Annotated in this window: 11 protein-coding genes, 1 tRNA gene and 3 rRNA genes; 11 read left to right on the top strand and 4 right to left on the bottom strand. The window is 54.2% G+C overall.

Translation table 11 applies throughout. The features are described 5' to 3' along the window. The first annotated feature begins 11 nt into the window (after nucleotides 1–11). The 3 genes from AWR26_RS24255 (at nucleotide 12) to AWR26_RS24245 (ending at nucleotide 1,766) form a co-directional block, all read left to right on the top strand. On the top strand, nucleotides 12–602 hold the full coding sequence (locus AWR26_RS24255) for a YjaG family protein (protein ID WP_074922736.1): 591 nt from the start codon (nucleotides 12–14) through the stop codon (nucleotides 600–602). A gap of 186 nt (nucleotides 603–788) precedes the next feature. Continuing rightward, a complete protein-coding gene (hupA, locus tag AWR26_RS24250; protein ID WP_035890328.1) occupies nucleotides 789–1,061 on the top strand; it encodes a nucleoid-associated protein HU-alpha in 273 nt (90 codons plus the stop codon). A 12-nt stretch (nucleotides 1,062–1,073) separates the two neighbouring features. Further along, the gene (locus AWR26_RS24245) at nucleotides 1,074–1,766 is read left to right on the top strand and encodes a DUF1481 domain-containing protein (RefSeq protein ID WP_074922737.1); all 693 of its coding nucleotides are present in this window, start codon (nucleotides 1,074–1,076) and stop codon (nucleotides 1,764–1,766) included. A gap of 87 nt (nucleotides 1,767–1,853) precedes the next feature. Here AWR26_RS24245 and purD read toward each other — a convergent pair whose 3' ends face one another. Together purD and purH are read right to left on the bottom strand one after the other, a co-directional pair. Continuing rightward, nucleotides 1,854–3,146 (bottom strand): phosphoribosylamine--glycine ligase, encoded by a 1,293-nt coding sequence (purD, locus tag AWR26_RS24240; RefSeq protein WP_074922738.1) that lies wholly within the window; start codon nucleotides 3,144–3,146, stop codon nucleotides 1,854–1,856. A gap of 15 nt (nucleotides 3,147–3,161) precedes the next feature. After that, the gene (purH, locus tag AWR26_RS24235; RefSeq protein ID WP_074922739.1) at nucleotides 3,162–4,751 is read right to left on the bottom strand and encodes a bifunctional phosphoribosylaminoimidazolecarboxamide formyltransferase/IMP cyclohydrolase; all 1,590 of its coding nucleotides are present in this window, start codon (nucleotides 4,749–4,751) and stop codon (nucleotides 3,162–3,164) included. Nucleotides 4,752–5,327: 576 nt separating this feature from the next. Between purH and AWR26_RS24230 the strand changes: the two genes are divergently transcribed. The 8 genes from AWR26_RS24230 (at nucleotide 5,328) to aceK (ending at nucleotide 16,645) form a co-directional block, all read left to right on the top strand. Beyond that, nucleotides 5,328–6,867, top strand: a 16S ribosomal RNA gene (locus tag AWR26_RS24230). 85 nt (nucleotides 6,868–6,952) lie between these two features. After that, nucleotides 6,953–7,028, top strand: a tRNA-Glu gene (locus AWR26_RS24225). 194 nt (nucleotides 7,029–7,222) lie between these two features. Then, nucleotides 7,223–10,127 (top strand): 23S ribosomal RNA (locus tag AWR26_RS24220). Between the two features lie 94 nt (nucleotides 10,128–10,221). Continuing rightward, nucleotides 10,222–10,337: ribosomal RNA gene (rrf, locus tag AWR26_RS24215) — 5S ribosomal RNA — on the top strand. The 16S, 23S and 5S rRNA genes sit together here with 1 tRNA gene alongside, the layout of an rRNA operon. A gap of 351 nt (nucleotides 10,338–10,688) precedes the next feature. After that, complete coding sequence (gene metA, locus AWR26_RS24210; RefSeq protein ID WP_064568837.1) at nucleotides 10,689–11,618, top strand: homoserine O-acetyltransferase MetA; 930 nt, start codon at nucleotides 10,689–10,691, stop codon at nucleotides 11,616–11,618. 246 nt (nucleotides 11,619–11,864) lie between these two features. Further along, a complete protein-coding gene (aceB, locus tag AWR26_RS24205) occupies nucleotides 11,865–13,466 on the top strand; it encodes a malate synthase A (RefSeq protein ID WP_064568836.1) in 1,602 nt (533 codons plus the stop codon). A 34-nt stretch (nucleotides 13,467–13,500) separates the two neighbouring features. Continuing rightward, a complete protein-coding gene (gene aceA / locus AWR26_RS24200; protein ID WP_043955757.1) occupies nucleotides 13,501–14,805 on the top strand; it encodes an isocitrate lyase in 1,305 nt (434 codons plus the stop codon). A gap of 91 nt (nucleotides 14,806–14,896) precedes the next feature. Further along, on the top strand, nucleotides 14,897–16,645 hold the full coding sequence (gene aceK, locus AWR26_RS24195) for a bifunctional isocitrate dehydrogenase kinase/phosphatase (protein WP_064568835.1): 1,749 nt from the start codon (nucleotides 14,897–14,899) through the stop codon (nucleotides 16,643–16,645). A 4-nt stretch (nucleotides 16,646–16,649) separates the two neighbouring features. Here the strand turns inward: aceK and AWR26_RS24190 are convergent, their stop codons facing one another. Next, a complete protein-coding gene (locus AWR26_RS24190; RefSeq protein WP_139227937.1) occupies nucleotides 16,650–17,672 on the bottom strand; it encodes a hypothetical protein in 1,023 nt (340 codons plus the stop codon). A gap of 174 nt (nucleotides 17,673–17,846) precedes the next feature. Then, nucleotides 17,847–18,671 (bottom strand): glyoxylate bypass operon transcriptional repressor IclR, encoded by an 825-nt coding sequence (gene iclR / locus AWR26_RS24185; RefSeq protein WP_043955751.1) that lies wholly within the window; start codon nucleotides 18,669–18,671, stop codon nucleotides 17,847–17,849. Nucleotides 18,672–18,769 lie beyond the last annotated feature (98 nt).

Genomic DNA, 18,769 nt, shown 5'->3' with positions numbered 1-18,769 from the left:
GAGAAACAACCATGTTACAAAACCCCATTCACCTGCGTCTGGAGCGGCTGGAAAGCTGGCAGCACGTTGTCTTTATGGCGTGTCTGTGCGAGCGCATGTATCCCAATTACGCTATGTTTTGCCAGCAGACGGAGTTTGGCGACGCGCAACTTTATCGCCGTATCCTCGACCTGATTTGGGAAACGCAGATCGTTAAAGATGCGAAAGTGAATTTCGACAGCCAGCTTGAGAAGCTGGAAGAGGCGATTCCGGTTGCCGATGATTACGATCTGTACGGCGTTTACCCGGCGATTGATGCCTGCGTAGCATTGAGCGAACTGGTTCATTCTCGCCTGAGTGGTGAAACGCTGGAGCATGCGGTTGAAGTCAGCAAGATGTCGATCACCACCGTTGCGATGCTGGAAATGACCCAGGCGGGTCGTGAAATGACTGACGAAGAGCTGCGACTGAACCCCGCCGTTGAGCAGGAATGGGACATTCAGTGGGAAATTTTCCGTCTTTTGGCGGCCTGTGAAGAACGTGATATTGAACTGATTAAAGGGCTACGCGCAGACCTGCGTGAGGCTGGCGATAGCAATATTGGTATAAATTTGCAGCAATGAGGCAATAAAACGTGATTTAGGGCCAGTTTTGTCGCGCCGGAAGGCTTCCCTTCCTACCCCCGTCTGGTCTACATTTGGGGGGCGAAAAAAAGTGGCTATCGGTGCGTGTATGCAGGAGAGTGCTTTTGAGGCATTTCCGTCGCACTCGATGCTTAGCAAGCGATAAACACATTGAAAGGATAACTTATGAATAAGACTCAACTGATTGATGTAATTGCAGACAAGGCTGATCTGTCTAAAGCGCAGGCAAAAGCTGCACTGGAATCCACTCTGGCTGCTATTACTGAGTCTCTGAAAGAAGGCGATGCGGTACAACTGGTTGGTTTCGGTACCTTCAAAGTGAACCACCGCGCTGAGCGTACTGGCCGCAACCCGCAGACCGGTAAAGAAATCAAAATCGCTGCCGCTAACGTGCCGGCATTTGTTTCTGGTAAAGCACTGAAAGACTCTGTTAAGTAAGACAGCGTGCCAGTGAACGGTTTTATCGAAGGGGCGGTTTCGCCCCTTTTGTCATTCTGGCGTCGCTCAATGACGTTAGCTGGCGTCCTGTTGCTGACGGCTTGTAGCCACGATACGTCCTTGCCTCCGTTCACCGCCAGCGGGTTTGCTGACGATCAGGGCGCAGTGCGGATCTGGCGTAAAGATTCCGACGGCGAGACACATCTGCTTTCCGCTTTTAGTCCGTGGCATCACGGCAACACTTCCCTCAGCGAATACCGCTGGCAAGGTGATACCTTAACCCTTGTCGAACTCAATATTTATAGCCAGCCGCCTGAGCATGTACGCGTGCGTTTTGACGATCGTGGTGAGCTGAGCTTTATGCAGCGTGAGGTCAATGGGCAGAAGCAGCAGCTCTCCAGCGACCAGGTTGCGCTGTATCGTTACCGTGCTGAACAGATCCGCCAGACCAGCGATGCGCTGCGCCAGGGGCGTGTGGTGCTGCGTCAGGGACGCTGGCAGGCCAATCGCACGGTTCAGACCTGTGAAGGCAAGACGGTGAAGCCGGATCTCGACAGCTTTGCGCTGAACCGCATTGAGCAGCGTCAGACGCGCTCAGCGGCGGCGGTAAGCGTGGCATGGCTGGAAGCGCCGGAAGGGGCGCAGTTGCTGTTGGTCGCGAATGGTGATTTTTGTCGCTGGCAGCCGATGGAGAAGAGTTTCTGAAGATTTAAGTTGGCCGGGTAAGCATAGCGCCTCCCGGCGAACGGCCCGATGGCGACTACGCCTGATCGGGCCTGGGGCAAAATAACGTTATTTGCCCTGTTCGCGAGCGATCGCGCGGTAGCCGATATCACGGCGGCTGAAGCTGCCGTTCCAGTGAATATTGGTCATCAACTGATAGGCGCGTTGCTGTGCTTCGGCAACGGTGTTACCCAGCGCAGTCACGCAGAGTACGCGGCCGCCGTTGGTCAGCACCAGGTCGTCGCCGGAGAGTTTAGTCCCCGCGTGGAACACTTTACCGTCCGCCACTTCTTCCAGTGGCAGGCCGTGGATCACATCATCCTTGCTGTAGTCGCCCGGATAACCACCGGCAGCCATCACCACGCCCAGAGACGCGCGTTCATCCCACTCAGAGGTTTTCTCGTCCAGTTTGCCTTCGCAGGCGGCCAGGCACAGTTCAACCAGGTCTGACTGCATCCGCAGCATGATCGGTTGCGTTTCCGGATCGCCAAAGCGGCAGTTGAACTCAATCACTTTCGGATTGCCCTGTTTGTCGATCATCAGACCGGCATACAGGAAACCGGTGTAGGTATTGCCTTCCGCTGCCATACCGCGCACGGTCGGCCATATAATGCGTTCCATCGTACGTTGATGTACTTCATCAGTGACGACTGGCGCTGGCGAGTAAGCGCCCATACCGCCGGTGTTCGGCCCGGTATCACCATCACCCACGCGTTTGTGATCCTGGCTGGTGGCCATCGGCAGAACATGTTCGCCATCGACCATGACGATAAAGCTGGCTTCTTCACCGTCGAGGAACTCTTCAATAACGATACGGTGGCCGGCGTCGCCAAAAGCATTGCCTGCCAGCATATCGTTCACTGCCGCTTCGGCTTCTTCCAGCGTCATGGCGACAATCACACCTTTGCCCGCTGCCAGACCGTCCGCTTTAATGACGATTGGCGCGCCTTTCTCACGCAGGTACGCCAGCGCCGGTTCAATCTCGGTGAAGTTCTGGTATTCCGCCGTCGGGATCTTGTGGCGCGCCAGGAAGTCTTTGGTGAAGGCTTTTGAGCCTTCCAGTTGTGCGGCACCTTGCGTTGGGCCAAAAATTTTCAGGCCAGCGGCGCGGAAGGCATCGACTACGCCAATGACCAGCGGCGCTTCCGGGCCAACGATAGTCAGATCGATTTTCTCGTTCTGCGCAAAGCTGAGCAGCGCCGGAATATCGGTGACGCCAATTGCCACGTTTTGCAGCGCCGGTTCCAGTGCGGTACCGGCATTACCCGGTGCAACAAAAACAGTATCGACCAGCGGCGACTGCGCCGCTTTCCAGGCCAGCGCGTGTTCGCGCCCGCCGTTACCAATCACTAATACTTTCATTGTCTGCTCCGTGGATTAATGGCGGAAGTGACGCATATCGGTAAAGATCATAGCAATGCCGTGTTCATCGGCAGCGGCAATCACTTCGTCATCGCGGATGGAGCCACCTGGTTGGATCACGCAGGTCACGCCAACAGCGGCAGCGGCATCGATACCATCGCGGAACGGGAAGAATGCGTCAGACGCCATCGCAGAACCTTTCACTTCCAGCCCTTCGTCACCGGCTTTGATCCCGGCGATCTTCGCCGAGTAAACGCGGCTCATCTGGCCGGCGCCAATGCCGATGGTCATATTCTCTTTCGCATAAACGATCGCGTTGGATTTCACGAATTTTGCTACCTTCCAGCAGAACAGCGCATCGCGCAGCTCTTGCTCCGTCGGTTGGCGCTTGCTGACAACACGCAGTTCGTTGCTGCTGACCATGCCCAGATCGCGATCCTGAACCAGCAGCCCGCCGTTGACGCGTTTAAAGTCGAGCCCCGGCACGCGTTGCGACCACTCGCCGCAAACCAGTACGCGGACATTCTGTTTGGCGGCCGTGATTTTCAGCGCTTCTTCTGTCGCAGACGGCGCAATGATCACCTCCACAAACTGGCGGGAGATGATCGCCTGCGCGGTGGCGGCATCCAGCTCGCGGTTAAAGGCGATAATGCCGCCGAATGCGGAGGTGGGATCGGTTTTGTATGCGCGATCGTAAGCCGCAAGAATGGAGCCACTCACTGCCACGCCGCAAGGGTTTGCATGTTTAACGATAACGCAGGCAGGCTCGCTGAACTCTTTCACACACTCCAGCGCCGCATCGGTATCCGCGATGTTGTTATAAGAAAGCGCTTTACCCTGCAACTGCTGCGCGGTAGCCACAGAAGCCTCTTTCACTTCTTCTTCTATATAGAAGGCTGCCTGCTGGTGGCTGTTCTCACCGTAGCGCATATCCTGCTTCTTGATGAAGTTCAGGTTCAGGGTGCGTGGGAAGCGGCCTGATGGTTCTTTGCTTTCGCCGTGATAGGCCGGAACCAGGCTACCGAAGTAGTTGGCGATCATGCTGTCGTAAGCGGCGGTGTGCTCAAAAGCTTTAATGGCCAGATCGAAACGGGTTTCGAGCGTCAGGGAGCCTTCGTTCGCATCCATCTCATTAATGATGGCGCTGTAGTCGCTGCTTTTTACTACGATAGCAACATCTTTATGGTTCTTCGCCGCAGAGCGCACCATCGTAGGACCGCCGATATCGATGTTTTCTACTGCATCTTCCAGCGAGCAACCTTCGCGGGCAACGGTCTGGGCGAACGGATAAAGGTTAACAACCACCATATCGATCGGCGCGATCGCGTGTTCTGCCATGATCGCGTCATCCTGGCCGCGACGTCCGAGGATCCCACCGTGCACTTTCGGGTGCAGGGTTTTTACGCGTCCATCCATCATTTCCGGGAAACCGGTGTAGTCGGAGACTTCAGTCACCGGCAGACCTTTATCTGCCAGCAGACGAGCGGTTCCGCCAGTAGAGAGCAGTTCTACGCCACGCTGAGAGAGCGCCTGTGCGAATTCGACAATACCGGCCTTGTCAGAAACACTGAGCAGTGCGCGGCGGACTGGACGACGTTGTTGCATGGTAAATCCCCTGGATTTGACTTGAACAGAGAGCATTAGATGAATTTTTGGATCCTTAATGATCCCAAAACTTAGCTAACGCTCCATGTGAGGCTCACGATTTTTGCGCGGGCATTGTAACGAAAACGTTTGCGTAGCGCTCGCGAATTTTTAGCCTTTTGCCGGATTGTGGATAAGTCTGTGTGTAAATGGGTATAAAGCGGTGTTTTGCTGTGGAATGCAGCAGTCAGTCATTTTTATGTCATTTTTCTATTGCGGGGGGCGGAGAACTCCCTATAATGCGCCTCCATCGACACGGCAGATGTGAATCACTTCACACAAATAGCCGGGTCGGTTGAAGAGAAAAATCCTGAAATTCAGGGTTGACTCTGAAAGAGGAAGGCGTAATATACGCCACCTCGCGACGAAGCGCTGAAAGCCGCGTCGCAACTGCTCTTTAACAATTTATCAGACAATCTGTGTGGGCACTCAGGTGACGCGGATTCTTGATGTCTTCGGACAAAAAATGAATACCAAGTCTCAACGAGTGAACACGTAATTCATTACGAAGTTTAATTCATTGAGCATCAAACTTTTAAATTGAAGAGTTTGATCATGGCTCAGATTGAACGCTGGCGGCAGGCCTAACACATGCAAGTCGAACGGTAGCACAGAGAGCTTGCTCTCGGGTGACGAGTGGCGGACGGGTGAGTAATGTCTGGGAAACTGCCTGATGGAGGGGGATAACTACTGGAAACGGTAGCTAATACCGCATAACGTCGCAAGACCAAAGAGGGGGACCTTCGGGCCTCTTGCCATCAGATGTGCCCAGATGGGATTAGCTGGTAGGCGGGGTAATGGCCCACCTAGGCGACGATCCCTAGCTGGTCTGAGAGGATGACCAGCCACACTGGAACTGAGACACGGTCCAGACTCCTACGGGAGGCAGCAGTGGGGAATATTGCACAATGGGCGCAAGCCTGATGCAGCCATGCCGCGTGTGTGAAGAAGGCCTTCGGGTTGTAAAGCACTTTCAGCGGGGAGGAAGGCGGTACGGTTAATAACCGTGCCGATTGACGTTACCCGCAGAAGAAGCACCGGCTAACTCCGTGCCAGCAGCCGCGGTAATACGGAGGGTGCAAGCGTTAATCGGAATTACTGGGCGTAAAGCGCACGCAGGCGGTCTGTCAAGTCGGATGTGAAATCCCCGGGCTCAACCTGGGAACTGCATTCGAAACTGGCAGGCTGGAGTCTCGTAGAGGGAGGTAGAATTCCAGGTGTAGCGGTGAAATGCGTAGAGATCTGGAGGAATACCGGTGGCGAAGGCGGCCTCCTGGACGAAGACTGACGCTCAGGTGCGAAAGCGTGGGGAGCAAACAGGATTAGATACCCTGGTAGTCCACGCCGTAAACGATGTCGATTTGGAGGTTGTGCCCTTGAGGCGTGGCTTCCGGAGCTAACGCGTTAAATCGACCGCCTGGGGAGTACGGCCGCAAGGTTAAAACTCAAATGAATTGACGGGGGCCCGCACAAGCGGTGGAGCATGTGGTTTAATTCGATGCAACGCGAAGAACCTTACCTGGTCTTGACATCCACAGAACCTGGCAGAGATGCCGGGGTGCCTTCGGGAACTGTGAGACAGGTGCTGCATGGCTGTCGTCAGCTCGTGTTGTGAAATGTTGGGTTAAGTCCCGCAACGAGCGCAACCCTTATCCTTTGTTGCCAGCGGTCCGGCCGGGAACTCAAAGGAGACTGCCAGTGATAAACTGGAGGAAGGTGGGGATGACGTCAAGTCATCATGGCCCTTACGACCAGGGCTACACACGTGCTACAATGGCGCATACAAAGAGAAGCGACCTCGCGAGAGCAAGCGGACCTCATAAAGTGCGTCGTAGTCCGGATTGGAGTCTGCAACTCGACTCCATGAAGTCGGAATCGCTAGTAATCGTGAATCAGAATGTCACGGTGAATACGTTCCCGGGCCTTGTACACACCGCCCGTCACACCATGGGAGTGGGTTGCAAAAGAAGTAGGTAGCTTAACCTTCGGGAGGGCGCTTACCACTTTGTGATTCATGACTGGGGTGAAGTCGTAACAAGGTAACCGTAGGGGAACCTGCGGTTGGATCACCTCCTTACCTTAAAAGAACCCATCCCTGAAGTGCTCACACAGATTGTCTGATGAAAAGTAAAAAGCAAGGCGTCTTGCGAAGCAGACTATGTGTCCCCTTCGTCTAGAGGCCCAGGACACCGCCCTTTCACGGCGGTAACAGGGGTTCGAATCCCCTAGGGGACGCCACTTGCGCGGGAATGTGTGAAAGGCGTTGCCCATCCGTATCTCAAAACTGACTTACGAGTCATGTTTGAGATATATGCTCTTTAAAAATCTGGATCAAGCTGAAAATTGAAACACTGAACAACGCAAGTTGTTCGTGAGTCTCTCAAATTTTCGCAATGCGATGATGAATCGGAAGAAACATCTTCGGGTTGTGAGGTTAAGCGACTAAGCGTACACGGTGGATGCCCTGGCAGTCAGAGGCGATGAAGGACGTGCTAATCTGCGAAAAGCGCCGGCGAGGTGATATGAACCCTTGACCCGGCGATGTCCGAATGGGGAAACCCGGTGCACTTCGGTGCATCATCACAGCATGAATCCATAGTGCTGTGAAGCGAACCGGGGGAACTGAAACATCTAAGTACCCCGAGGAAAAGAAATCAACCGAGATTCCCCCAGTAGCGGCGAGCGAACGGGGAGGAGCCCAGAGCCTGAATCAGCTTGTGTGTTAGTGGAAGCGTCCGGAAAGTCGCGCGATACAGGGTGACAGCCCCGTACACGAAAACGCACAGGCTGTGAGCTCGATGAGTAGGGCGGGACACGTGGTATCCTGTCTGAATATGGGGGGACCATCCTCCAAGGCTAAATACTCCTGACTGACCGATAGTGAACCAGTACCGTGAGGGAAAGGCGAAAAGAACCCCGGCGAGGGGAGTGAAAAAGAACCTGAAACCGTGTACGTACAAGCAGTGGGAGCACCTTCGGGTGTGACTGCGTACCTTTTGTATAATGGGTCAGCGACTTATATTCTGTAGCAAGGTTAACCGTATAGGGGAGCCGCAGGGAAACCGAGTCTTAACTGGGCGTTAAGTTGCAGGGTATAGACCCGAAACCCGGTGATCTAGCCATGGGCAGGTTGAAGGTTGGGTAACACTAACTGGAGGACCGAACCGACTAATGTTGAAAAATTAGCGGATGACCTGTGGCTGGGGGTGAAAGGCCAATCAAACCGGGAGATAGCTGGTTCTCCCCGAAAGCTATTTAGGTAGCGCCTCGTGAATTCATCTCCGGGGGTAGAGCACTGTTTCGGCTAGGGGGCCATCCCGGCTTACCAACCCGATGCAAACTACGAATACCGGAGAATGTTATCACGGGAGACACACGGCGGGTGCTAACGTCCGTCGTGAAGAGGGAAACAACCCAGACCGCCAGCTAAGGTCCCAAAGTCATGGTTAAGTGGGAAACGATGTGGGAAGGCCCAGACAGCCAGGATGTTGGCTTAGAAGCAGCCATCATTTAAAGAAAGCGTAATAGCTCACTGGTCGAGTCGGCCTGCGCGGAAGATGTAACGGGGCTAAACCATGCACCGAAGCTGCGGCAGCGACACTGATGTGTTGTTGGGTAGGGGAGCGTTCTGTAAGCCTGCGAAGGTGGCCTGTGAGGGTTGCTGGAGGTATCAGAAGTGCGAATGCTGACATAAGTAACGATAAAGCGGGTGAAAAGCCCGCTCGCCGGAAGACCAAGGGTTCCTGTCCAACGTTAATCGGGGCAGGGTGAGTCGACCCCTAAGGCGAGGCCGAAAGGCGTAGTCGATGGGAAACAGGTTAATATTCCTGTACTTGGTGTTACTGCGAAGGGGGGACGGAGAAGGCTATGTTGGCCGGGCGACGGTTGTCCCGGTTTAAGCGTGAAGGTGTGTGCTCCAGGCAAATCCGGAGTGCTTTAACACTGAGGCGTGATGACGAGGCACCACGGTGCTGAAGCAACAAATGCCCTGCTTCCAGGAAAAGCCTCTAAGCTCCAGGTAACACGAAATCGTACCCCAAACCGACACAGGTGGTCAGGTAGAGAATACCAAGGCGCTTGAGAGAACTCGGGTGAAGGAACTAGGCAAAATGGTGCCGTAACTTCGGGAGAAGGCACGCTGATAGGTAGGTGAAGCGACTTGCTCGTGGAGCTGAAATCAGTCGAAGATACCAGCTGGCTGCAACTGTTTATTAAAAACACAGCACTGTGCAAACACGAAAGTGGACGTATACGGTGTGACGCCTGCCCGGTGCCGGAAGGTTAATTGATGGGGTTATCCGTAAGGAGAAGCTCCTGATCGAAGCCCCGGTAAACGGCGGCCGTAACTATAACGGTCCTAAGGTAGCGAAATTCCTTGTCGGGTAAGTTCCGACCTGCACGAATGGCGTAATGATGGCCAGGCTGTCTCCACCCGAGACTCAGTGAAATTGAACTCGCTGTGAAGATGCAGTGTACCCGCGGCAAGACGGAAAGACCCCGTGAACCTTTACTATAGCTTGACACTGAACATTGAGCCTTGATGTGTAGGATAGGTGGGAGGCTTTGAAGCGTGGACGCCAGTCTGCGTGGAGCCAGCCTTGAAATACCACCCTTTAATGTTTGATGTTCTAACGTTGACCCGTGAACCGGGTTGCGGACAGTGTCTGGTGGGTAGTTTGACTGGGGCGGTCTCCTCCTAAAGCGTAACGGAGGAGCACGAAGGTCAGCTAATCCTGGTCGGACATCAGGAGGTTAGTGCAATGGCATAAGCTGGCTTGACTGCGAGCGTGACGGCGCGAGCAGGTGCGAAAGCAGGTCATAGTGATCCGGTGGTTCTGAATGGAAGGGCCATCGCTCAACGGATAAAAGGTACTCCGGGGATAACAGGCTGATACCGCCCAAGAGTTCATATCGACGGCGGTGTTTGGCACCTCGATGTCGGCTCATCACATCCTGGGGCTGAAGTAGGTCCCAAGGGTATGGCTGTTCGCCATTTAAAGTGGTACGCGAGCTGGGTTTAGAACGTCGTGAGACAGTTCGGTCCCTATCTGCCGTGGGCGCTGGAGAACTGAGGGGGGCTGCTCCTAGTACGAGAGGACCGGAGTGGACGCATCACTGGTGTTCGGGTTGTCATGCCAATGGCACTGCCCGGTAGCTAAATGCGGAAGAGATAAGTGCTGAAAGCATCTAAGCACGAAACTTGCCCCGAGATGAGTTCTCCCTGAGACTTCGAGTCTCCTGAAGGAACGTTGAAGACGACGACGTTGATAGGCCGGGTGTGTAAGCGCAGCGATGCGTTGAGCTAACCGGTACTAATGAACCGTGAGGCTTAACCTTACAACGCCGAAGATGTTTTGGCGTGAGAGAAGATTTTCAGCGTGATACAGATTAGACCGGTGTGCCCTGGTGGCATGGCGGTGAACAGAATTTGCCTGGCGGCACTAGCGCGGTGGTCCCACCTGACCCCATGCCGAACTCAGAAGTGAAACGCCGTAGCGCCGATGGTAGTGTGGGGTCTCCCCATGCGAGAGTAGGGAACTGCCAGGCATCAAACCAGTGAAGAGGCCATCCGTAAGGATGGCCTTTTTGCGTCTGCGGTCAGATAAACGCTGACGCGGAACAGGCGGGGAAGCCCCGGGCGCAGGCCCGGGGCTTTTTTGCTATTGTTTCAGCAGAATTTAGGTTCCTCTGAGCGATCAGCAGGTGCTGGCTGTACTGAGCCAGCCCAAAAATTCCCCCTTCACAGCGCGACAAAAAATCTAAAATCATTTCATAGGCGGACCGTGACGTGAAACTTTCTCACCTTTCACTTGCGGACTCGACATTTTGCTGATTCCTGGGTATCTTCGGCTATCTGGATGTCTAAACGTTTAAACGTATGCAGTGAGGATATAAGTTATGCCGATTCGGGTGCAGGACGAGCTGCCAGCCGTCAATTTCTTGCGTGACGAGAACGTCTTTGTGATGACGACTTCGCGCGCGACAGTTCAGGAAATCCGCCCTCTGAAGGTGTTGATCCTGAACCTGATGCCAAAGAAGATTGAGACGGAAAATCAGTTCCTGCGTCTGCTATCGAACTCCCCGCTACAGGTTGATGTACGCCTGCTGCGCATCGATTCCCGCGAGTCGCGTAACACGCCAGCTGAGCACCTGAATACTTTTTACTGTAATTTTGATGAAATCTGCCACGAAAACTACGATGGCCTGATTGTTACCGGCGCGCCACTGGGCCTGGTTGAGTTTAACGATGTTGCCTACTGGCCGCAGATTGAGCAGGTACTGGAGTGGGCGAAAGATCACGTAACCTCAACGCTGTTTGTCTGTTGGGCGGTCCAGGCCGCGCTCAATATTCTTTATGGCATTCCCAAGCAGACCCGCAGTGAAAAGCTCTCCGGCGTGTATGAACACCACATCCTTCATCCCCATGCGCTGCTGACGCGCGGTTTTGACGATGTGTTCCTTGCTCCGCACTCCCGTTATGCGGATTTCCCGTCTGCATTGATCCGCGACTACACCGATCTGGAGATTCTGGCCGAAACAGAAGAGGGCGATGCCTACCTGTTTGCCAGCAAAGATAAACGCATTGCTTTCGTGACCGGCCACCCGGAGTACGACGCCAACACGCTGGCGAATGAATATTTCCGCGATGTGGACGCGGGCCTCAGTCCTGAACTGCCGCATAACTACTTCCCGAAAGACGATCCGCAGAATAAACCGCGCGCCTCCTGGCGCAGCCACGGCAATCTGCTGTTCATCAACTGGCTCAACTACTACGTCTACCAGATCACGCCATACGATCTGCGCCACATGAATCCAACGCTGGATTAAGCGTTTCAGCCCTATATACCAGGCGCCTTCGGGCGCCTTTTTTATTTCCGAAAACCACTTCTCAACATAATAAAACTATAACTTCATTGTTATCAGTTAGTTATTTTCTTTTTTATTTAAAAATGGAAATTGTTTTTGATTTTGGAAAATTTATTAGCCAGGATTGATCCTGCTGAACGAAAACTGCACAAACGATCTTCGTCAGCATTGGGAAATGTCTTTGCTGCAAAAAAGAGGAATCGCACCATGACACAACAGGCAACAACAACCGATGAACTGGCCTTTACACAGCCGTACGGCGAGCAGGAGAAGCAGATCCTTACTCCGGCAGCGGTGGAGTTTCTGAGCGAGCTGGTAACGCGCTTTACGCCAAAACGTAATCAGCTACTGGCAGCGCGTCAGCGCCAGCAGCAACAAATTGATGCCGGTACGTTGCCTGAGTTTATTTCGGAAACAGCTTCCATTCGTGAATCCAACTGGACGATTCGTGGAATACCGGAAGATCTGCTCGACCGCCGCGTGGAGATCACCGGGCCGGTGGAGCGCAAAATGGTCATCAATGCGCTGAATGCCAACGTCAAAGTTTTCATGGCTGATTTTGAAGATTCGCTGGCGCCGAACTGGGACAAAGTGATCGATGGGCAGATCAACCTGCGCGATGCGGTCAACGGCACCATCAGCTACACCAATGAAGCTGGCAAGATTTATCAGTTAAAGCCCAACCCAGCGGTTCTGGTTTGTCGCGTGCGCGGCTTACATCTGCCAGAAAAACATGTGACCTGGCGTGGTGAAGCGATCCCCGGCAGTCTGTTCGACTTTGCGCTCTACTTCTTCCATAACCATAAAAACCTGCTCGCCAAAGGCAGCGGCCCCTATTTTTATCTGCCGAAAACCCAGTCCTGGCACGAAGCGGCCTGGTGGAGTGAGGTGTTCAGTTACACCGAAGACCGGTTCAATTTGCCGCGCGGCACTATCAAAGCAACGCTGCTGATTGAAACGCTGCCTGCGGTGTTTCAGATGGACGAAATCCTGCACGCGCTGCGCGACCATATTGTCGGGCTGAACTGCGGACGCTGGGATTACATCTTTAGCTATATCAAAACCCTGAAAAACTATCCGGATCGGGTTTTGCCGGATCGCCAGGTGGTCACCATGGATAAGCCTTTCCTCAGCGCCTATTCCCGCCTGTTAATCAAAACTTGTCATCGCCGCGGCGCATTCGCGATGGGCGGCATGGCGGCGTTTATTCCCAGTAAAGATGCCGAACGCAACAACTGGGTGCTGAATAAAGTGAAAGCCGACAAAGAACTCGAAGCGCGTAACGGTCACGACGGCACCTGGATTGCTCACCCGGGCCTTGGCGATACGGTGATGGACGTGTTCAACGCCGCCCTCGGCGAGAATAAAAACCAGTTGTTTGTCAGCCGTGAAGACGATGCCCCAATCACCGCCGAGGAACTGCTGGCACCGTGTGAAGGCGAACGCACCGAAGAGGGAATGCGCGCCAATATTCGCGTGGCGGTGCAATACATTGAAGCGTGGATCTCCGGCAATGGCTGTGTACCGATTTACGGGCTGATGGAAGATGCCGCCACCGCCGAAATCTCCCGCACCTCTATCTGGCAGTGGATCCACCACGAAAAGACGCTCAGCAACGGCAAACCGGTAACCAAAACGCTGTTCCGCCAGATGCTGGCCGAAGAGATGCGGGTTATTCAGGACGAGCTGGGCGAGCACCGATTCAGCAGCGGTCGTTTTGATGATGCCGCGCGCCTGATGGAGCAGATCACCACCTCTGACGAGCTGATCGACTTCCTGACGTTGCCCGGCTATCGCTTACTGGCTTAATTCAACCACCCGACACCCTATGGAGCATCTGCATATGAAAACCCGTACCCAACAAATCGAAGAATTACAAAAAGAGTGGACGCAACCGCGCTGGGAAGGCATTCGCCGCCCATACAGCGCGGAAGAGGTGGTGAAATTACGCGGCTCGGTCAACCCGGAATGTACGCTGGCGCAACTGGGCGCGGCCAAAATGTGGCGGCTGCTGCATGGCGAATCGAAAAAGGGTTATATCAATAGCCTTGGCGCGCTGACCGGTGGCCAGGCCTTACAACAGGCGAAAGCGGGGATCGAGGCTATTTATCTCTCCGGCTGGCAAGTTGCCGCAGATGCTAACCTGGCATCCAGCATGTATCCGGATCAGTCGCTTTATCCGGCGAACTCGGTGCCATCGGTGGTCGAACGGATTAACAATACCTTCCGCCGCGCCGATCAGATCCAGTGGGCTTCCGGTATTGAACCGGGCGATCCGCGTTTTGTGGACTATTTCCTGCCAATCGTGGCGGATGCCGAAGCCGGTTTTGGCGGCGTGCTGAATGCTTTTGAACTGATGAAATCGATGATTGAAGCCGGTGCTGCTGCCGTTCACTTTGAAGATCAGCTCGCGTCGGTGAAAAAATGCGGGCATATGGGCGGCAAAGTGCTGGTGCCGACGCAGGAAGCGGTGCAGAAACTGGTGGCTGCGCGTCTGGCGGCAGATGTGCTGGGCGTCCCGACGCTGTTGGTGGCGCGTACCGATGCGGATGCAGCCGATCTGATCACTTCCGACTGCGATCCCTATGACAGCGCCTTTATTACCGGTGAGCGCACCAGCGAAGGTTTCTACCGCACAAATGCCGGGGTTGAGCAAGCTATCAGCCGCGGGCTGGCTTACGCACCGTATGCCGATTTGGTGTGGTGCGAAACTTCGACGCCAGACCTCAAGCTGGCACGCCGTTTTGCCGATGCGATCCATGCAAAATACCCTGGCAAACTGCTGGCCTACAACTGCTCGCCGTCGTTCAACTGGAAAAAGAATCTCGACGACAACACCATCGCCAGCTTCCAGCAGGAGCTGTCGGACATGGGATACAAATTCCAGTTCATTACCCTCGCCGGTATTCACAGCATGTGGTTCAACATGTTCGACCTGGCCCACGCCTATGCGCAGGGCGAAGGGATGAAACACTACGTCGAGAAGGTACAGCAGCCGGAATTCGCCGCAGGCAAAGAGGGTTACACCTTCGTTTCTCACCAGCAGGAAGTTGGTACGGGCTACTTCGACAGGGTCACCACCATTATTCAGGGCGGGACCTCATCGGTGACCGCGCTGACAGGCTCGACCGAAGAAGCGCAGTTCTGATTGTCGATACCCGGCAGGCAAAAGCTGCCGGGTTTGCGGCTCCTCCGGATAACGCTCTCCGGCAACACTTTGCCCGACATGAGGACAAAAGATGTCGCGTGGCCTGGAACTACTGATTGCACAAACCATTCTGCAAGGCTTCGATGCGCAATATGGGCGCTTCCTGGAGGTCACATCCGGCGCCCAGCAGCGTTTTGAACAGGCGGACTGGCAGGCTGTACAGCAGGCGATGAAGCAGCGCATTCATCTTTACGACCATCATGTTGGCCTGGTGGTGGAGCAGTTACGCTGCATCACCGACAGCCAAAGCCCCGACGCGGCATTTCTGCTGCGGGTTAAAGAGCATTACACCCGGCTACTGCCGGATTACCCCCGTTTTGAGATTGCCGAAAGTTTTTTTAATTCGGTCTACTGCCGCCTGTTCGATCATCGATCATTAACGCCGGAACGCTTATTTATCTTTAGCTCGCAGCCGGAGCGTCGCTTTCGCACCATCCCGCGCCCGCTGGCGAAAGATTTTTGGCCGGAACGCGGCTGGGAAGCGTTACTCAGTAAAGTGCTGACGGATTTACCGCTGCGCCTGCCGTGGCAGGATAAAACGCGCGATATCGGTTATATCACGGCGCATCTGCAGGAGGCTTTCGGCCCCGAAGTGCTGGCGAAATCGCATCTGCAAGTGGCAAATGAACTGTTTTATCGCAATAAGGCGGCCTGGCTGGTTGGCAAACTCGTTACGCCACAGGCAACGTTGCCCTTTTTGCTGCCGATCCACCGCACGGATGAAGGCGAACTGTTTGTCGATACCTGTCTGACCACGCCTGCCGAAGCCAGCATCGTGTTTGGCTTTGCCCGCTCCTATTTTATGGTTTATGCGCCGCTGCCCGCCGCGACGGTGGAGTGGCTGCGGGAGATCCTGCCGGGCAAAACCACCGCCGAGCTGTATATGGCGATTGGCTGCCAGAAGCACGGCAAAACCGAAAGTTATCGCGAATACCTGAACTACATCCGTGCCAGCAATGAGCAGTTTATTGAAGCGCCGGGCATTCGCGGCATGGTGATGCTGGTCTTTACGCTGCCGGGCTTTGACCGGGTATTTAAAGTGATCAAAGACGTTTTTCCTCCGCAAAAAGAGATGAGCGCGGCGCATGTTCGCGCCTGTTACCAGTTGGTCAAAGAGCACGATCGCGTCGGTCGCATGGCCGATACGCAGGAATTTGAAAACTTTGTGCTGGAAAAAAGGCAAATCTCGCCCGCGCTGATGGCGTTACTGCTGGAACAGGCTCCGGGTAAAATTACCGATCTCGGCGACAGTATCGCTATCAGCCATCTCTACATTGAGCGGCGCATGGTGCCGCTGAACATCTGGTTTGAGCAGGTCAAAGGTCAGCAACTGCGTGATGCAGTGGAAGAGTATGGCAACGCAATCCGCCAGCTTGCCGCCGCTAATATTTTCCCCGGCGATATGCTATTCAAGAACTTTGGCGTCACCCGTCATGGCCGCGTCGTGTTCTACGACTACGATGAAATTTGCTATATGACCGAGGTGAATTTCCGTGATATTCCGCCGCCGCGTTACCCGGAAGATGAATTGAGCGCTGAACCCTGGTACAGCGTGGCGCCCGGCGATGTTTTTCCGCAGGAGTTTCGCCACTGGCTGTGCGCCGATCCAGAAATCGGCCCGTTGTTTGAGGAGATGCACGCCGATTTATTGCGCGCCGATTACTGGCGGGGGCTACAGGAACGCATCCGACAGGGACACGTGGAAGATGTCTATGCCTACCGTAAGCGCCAGCGCTTTAGCATACGCTTCGGCGCTGGCACCTTACGGCAGGCGGGCTGAGCGCTTAGTGGACGTGCAGGTTGAATTGCAGCACGTTATAAGCGGCGTAGCTAAAGAACAGTAAAATCGCGAGCGTCAGCAAAAAGGCGAGCGTACTCGCGCTGGCGGTGCGGAACAGGTGCGTTTTGCGCGGCGTCAGTAAAAGCGCGACCAGCGGGAAAATAAACACCAGATGGCCAACAAAGTCGGTAATGCCAAACGGAATAAAGGCCAGCACCACGATGATGGCAAACAGCCCGATACAGGCGTAACCTGCCAGTCTGCCGCTGAAGATATGCCAAATCAGACATAATTCCACGAAACCACAGGCACGGACAAAGAACTCCCAGTTCAGGCCCATGGCCAGATAGCTATGCGTTGTCAGCAATTGGTAATACAAACCAGGATGCAGGAATTTCTCAATCGCTCCCCACAGGAATGAGTAGCAAAGAATCAGACGCAGAAATTCCAGTTCTTTGCCGTACGCCTGCTGTTTCAGGGTGCTCTGGGTAATTAAATAAACTGCGATACCAATGAAGATAAAATAGTCCAGCATATGGTTCGCACCATAAAGCTGCACGGCATAGAGATAGAGCAGAATAATTAAGAAGCCGGAGAAAAAGCTCGTTTTTCTCGAAAATGCGGTAAGCGCAATAATAAGGTGAACATATCTAAGCCACGGATTAGCAACGACCAGCTCCGGGGTCAGAATAACCTGCGGGAAGAATGCGCCCAGCACCAGGAAAAAGAGTGCTGCACCCCAGCGAATAATCTGCGGGACGTAATTATGTGCATGATTTAAAAAGGGATGGCAGCGGTGGCAATCGATAAACGAAGGCAGTTTTCTGTCGAGTACCGATGTCGCAAATATTACTGCCGTTGAAAATGCCAATAATAACCAGAAGCTCATCGCACCGGTCAATGATGTTATCGATAGCGGCGTTTGCTCAACGCCATAATTAACGAACCACTTCACATGCGCCATTGCGGAAAAGGGCAAGCACATAATGATAGATGCCAGAATGCGGGCTTTACTCTTCATCATCATAATCTCATGAAAAAACGTGCCGACACGGTGCCATCGCCCTGGTGTGACGACAATGAGATAACCCTTTTATGACTGGAGATAATCTCCCCCGCGAGTTGAGACGATTCTTGTCGCAGGGGAGATAAATAAGTTGCAGGGTTTATTCGATGGATAAGGAGGTAATAATGAAAGTAATTAACGCATTCCGCCGTAGGCCAGCGTCACCTCTTTTGCGCCGCGAATGACCATGGCGCCCAGTTCGGTGACGCGGTCGTCAGTCATACGCGATATTGGCCCGGAGATAGAGATCGCCGCGAACGGCTCGCCGTGTTCATCATAAATACAGGCGGCAACGCAGCGCAGACCCAGCGCATGTTCTTCATCGTCAAAAGAGTAGCCGCGCTTGCGCGTCTGGGCGAGATCCTCTTTCAGATGCACTGGCGACACCAGCGTCGCGTGGGTATAGGCGTGCAGCCCCTGGCGGTGCAGCAGATCACCGACCTGCTCATCATCCAGCCGTGCTAAAAAGGCTTTACCTGCGCCGGAGGCGTGCATCGGTAGCTTGCCGCCGATGGGCGCGGACATCCGCATTAACTGGGTACACTGCACCTGATCGATAATAATGGCCTGATGATCGCTTTTATCCAGCACGGCAAGATTGACCGTCTCACCGGATTCTTCCATCAGCTTACGCAGGATGGGATGCACAATCGCCATCAGGTTACGGCTTTGCAGGAAGCTACTGCCGACAATAAAAGCATGTGCGCCGACCGCCCAGTGGCCCAGCTCGCCAACCTGACGGACAAAGCCCAGTTGCTGCATGGTAGTAAGCAGTCGATGAGTAGTGGAATTGGGTAAACCGGCCTGTTGCGCCAGCTCCGTCAGCGCGACGCTGCCGTGGGATTCAGCGATCCATTCCAGCAGTTTCAGACCACGGGTCAATGACTGGACTTGTCCGCCGGCCGGAGCGGCTGGCGCGGTGGCTTTTCTGCCACGTTTTGCGGGAACGGAAGCGACCATCGGCTGGCTCCTTTTTCTGTATCGTGGAAATCATTTTCGTTTTGACTCAGTATAACGTAACTCCGTGGCAGACTGATCGGATGAGTGAAGCTGAACAT

This window comes from Kosakonia oryzae (genome assembly GCF_001658025.2).
Classification (GTDB): domain Bacteria; phylum Pseudomonadota; class Gammaproteobacteria; order Enterobacterales; family Enterobacteriaceae; genus Kosakonia; species Kosakonia oryzae.
The sequence above is the reverse complement of the archived record's forward strand: the minus strand, read 5'-3'. Positions and strand labels throughout refer to the sequence as shown.